Annotated in this window: 3 protein-coding genes; all 3 read right to left on the minus strand. The window is 61.8% G+C overall.

Annotated features, from left to right (window positions below; all coding sequences use genetic code 11):
• Window positions 1–157: 157 nt before the first annotated feature.
• Window positions 158–946: a hydroxypyruvate isomerase family protein gene (locus AC4DF4_RS18465; RefSeq protein ID WP_490049565.1), complete on the minus strand. Its 789-nt coding sequence runs from the start codon at window positions 944–946 to the stop codon at window positions 158–160.
• Complete coding sequence (ybeY, locus tag AC4DF4_RS18470) at window positions 943–1,422, minus strand: rRNA maturation RNase YbeY (protein WP_490049566.1); 480 nt, start codon at window positions 1,420–1,422, stop codon at window positions 943–945. The genes AC4DF4_RS18465 and ybeY overlap by 4 nt, the downstream gene beginning before the upstream one ends.
• Window positions 1,423–1,442: 20 nt before the next feature.
• The coding region (locus AC4DF4_RS18475; protein ID WP_490049567.1) for an HD family phosphohydrolase at window positions 1,443–2,861 on the minus strand (1,419 nt) is incomplete at its 5' end.

Raw genomic sequence — 2,861 nt, forward strand, 5'->3', positions numbered from 1 at the left:
GTAAAGCGCTTTGCTCACCTCATTGGCTCCTCATGGTCATCGGCGGACGCATTCCGCCGCTCCTTGGGGCTCTTCGCCTTGTTTTTTCGCAACCACGGCCCCAATCCTTAAAGGCATTGCCCTAAAGGGTTGAACTACATGCAAGATCCCCCTGTTTTCAAACACTGCAGATCTTCACGCCCTCGCGGAGGCTGACGAGAGGATCGCTGGCCAACGGGATGAACTCCTGGCCGACGTGGCCGGTGTAGCCCGTGTCGGCGATGGCGCGCATGATGGCGGGATAGAAAAGCTCCTGCGTGGCGTCGATTTCATTCCGCCCGGGGCAGCCGCCGGTGTGGTAGTGGGTGAACCAGCGGTGGTTCTCACGGATGGTGCGGATGACGTCGCCCTCCATGACCTGCATGTGATAGATATCGTAGAGCAGGCCGAAGTTCTGGCTGCCGAGCGTCTCGCAAAGCTTCACTCCCCAGCCGCTGCGGTCGCACTGATAGTCCGGGTGGTCGATCTTGCTGTTGAGCAGCTCCATGACGAGCGTGAGGCCAAGTTCTTCGGCGAGCGGGAGCAGGCGGCTGAGGCCGGTGGCGCAGTTTTGGATGCCTTCCTCGTCCGAAATGCCCTCGCGGTTGCCGGAGAAAACGATGACGTTCTTCGCTCCGGCGGCGGCGGCGGCGCGCAGGTGCGGCTGGTAGATTTCCACGAGCGTGTCGTGGTGTGCGAGGCGGTTGAAGGCTTTTTCGATGCGGCCGACTTCGGTGCCATCGGCCATTTTCCCAACGGGGAAGCTCATCATCGCGCAGCTGAGGCCGTGTTTTTCCAAGACCGGGATGTCGTCGGGCATGACGAGCTCGATGGAGGAAATGCCGATGTCTTTGGCGGCGATGCAGAGGTCTTCGAGCGGGATTTCGCCGTAACACCAGCGGCAGGCGGAGTGATTGATGCGACTCATTTCAGGAAATCGGGATTAAGGCGCTCGCGGAGATCTGGCGTCCAGAGGCGGGCGACGATCGTTTCCTGGACGGCTTCCATGGTGGCGCGCTCGGCGGCCACCTCGTCTTCGTGGCCGGCGAGGTGGAGGAGGCCGTGGACCATGTAACGGAGAATTTCGCGGGCGAGCGGCTCGTCGTATTCGGCGGCCTGGCGCTCGGCGACTTCGGCGCCGATGACAATCTCGCCGTGATGGAAGGTGATCACGTCGGTGGGTCCCTCGATGTCCATGAAATCGCGGTGGACTTGGTCGCTGGTGGCGTCGTCCACGATGGCGATTTCCAGCGTGGCGAGATGAAACAGCGGGGAGTCCTCCTCGGCGGCGTTTTCCAAGGCGAGCCGGGCGGCTTCGTGGGCGACGCTTTCGAGCGCGGTGAGCCAGCTTTCCGGGATTTCGGTGGCTTCTTGGTTGTTGCCGATGATGACTTCTAACGACATGGCGGTGCGGGGTTGGTAGGTCAGGCGCGCTTGGGCATGGGGATGACGCGGCCGCCCTGGGTGGCGTCGCTGGCCAAGCGCTTTGTGGCAGAGGAAGCATCGTCCTTCGGATAGTCGATGCGGCTATGAAGCATGCTGCGGAGAGTGCCGGTGAAGCTTTCCTTGACGATGGCGAGGTCGCGGAGAGTGAGCGGGCAGTCGTTGAGTTGGCCGTCGTTGATCTTGGCGTTGACGAGGTCATCGACCATCGCGCGGATTTTCGCGGGGGTGGGCTTTTTGAGAGAACGGGAGGCGCTCTCGACGGTGTCGGCGAGGCAAATGATGCCGCTCTCGCGCGAGCTCGGACGGGGGCCGGGGTAGCGGAAATTCTTCTCATCCACGGCGGGCAGATCCTCGGGATTTTCGAGTCGGCGATCGACTTTTTCCATCTCGGCCTTCTTCTGCTCCTGAGCGCGGCGGTAGAAATAATAGACCAGCGAGTCGCCGTGGTGCTCTTGGATGACGTCGATGATCCGGGGGTTGAGCTTGTGCTTCACGGCCAGATCGATGCCGTCCTTGACGTGGGCGATGATGATCAGGGAACTCATCGTGGGGGTGAGCGCGTCGTGAGGATTTTCCCCGCCATCGTGCTGGTTTTCGATGAAATAGCCGGGCTTCTTGAGTTTTCCCACGTCGTGGAAATAGGAACAAACGCGGCACATCGGGGCGTTGGCACCGATTTTTTCGGCGGCGGCTTCCGACAAGGCGGCGACGACGAGGCTGTGGTGGAAGGTGCCGGGCGCTTCGAGCTGCATCTGGCGGAGCAGCTTGTGATTCAAATCGCTGAGTTCCAGCCAGCTGATGTCGGTGGTGAGTTGGAAAGTGCCTTCAAACAGCGGAAGCAGTCCGCTGATGAGCAGCGCGGTCACGACGGCGGTGCCGAAAGCAGTCGCGCTGCCGGAGCCGAGAAGTTGCAGGTGACTCATGGAGTCCGGCCCGAAAATCGCGGGGACGTCCAAGCGCCCGAGCACCATGCCGATGACCAACGTGACCGCCCCGACGTAGATGCCCGCTTGCAGGAGTTGGAGCCGCTTGCGGACTTGATAGGCGAGCAAGACGCTGGTCATGCCGCAGACCAGACTGAGGATCATGTAAGGCAGAACCTCGCCTTGGGGAACGAGCAGGCACCCGATCAAGGTGACATAGACGACGGAAAACGAAGCGACCGCGCGGCCGAGCAGCACGCCGTGGAGCATCGGAGCGAGGGCGAAAGGCACGGCGAAAAACCGGAAGATTTCCGGGATCGAACCGACCTCCACCAAGCCCATCACCGCGCGGACCATCAGCATGTGGCCAACCAGTCCGCCGAGCACGAGGACGACGCGGCTATTGCGGCGGCAGCGGTCCTGCAAGCTGACTTGGAACATCACGATGGCCGTGAGGGCGATGATGAATCCGTA

The organism is Luteolibacter sp. (assembly GCF_058122085.1).

What these genes read in the sequence shown, in the direction of transcription:
- AC4DF4_RS18465 (WP_490049565.1), bottom strand. Translation starts at nt 946, where the DNA reads ATGAGTCGCATCAATCACTCCGCCTGCCGCTGGTGTTACGGCGAAATC.
- ybeY (WP_490049566.1), bottom strand. Translation starts at nt 1,422, where the DNA reads ATGTCGTTAGAAGTCATCATCGGCAACAACCAAGAAGCCACCGAAATC.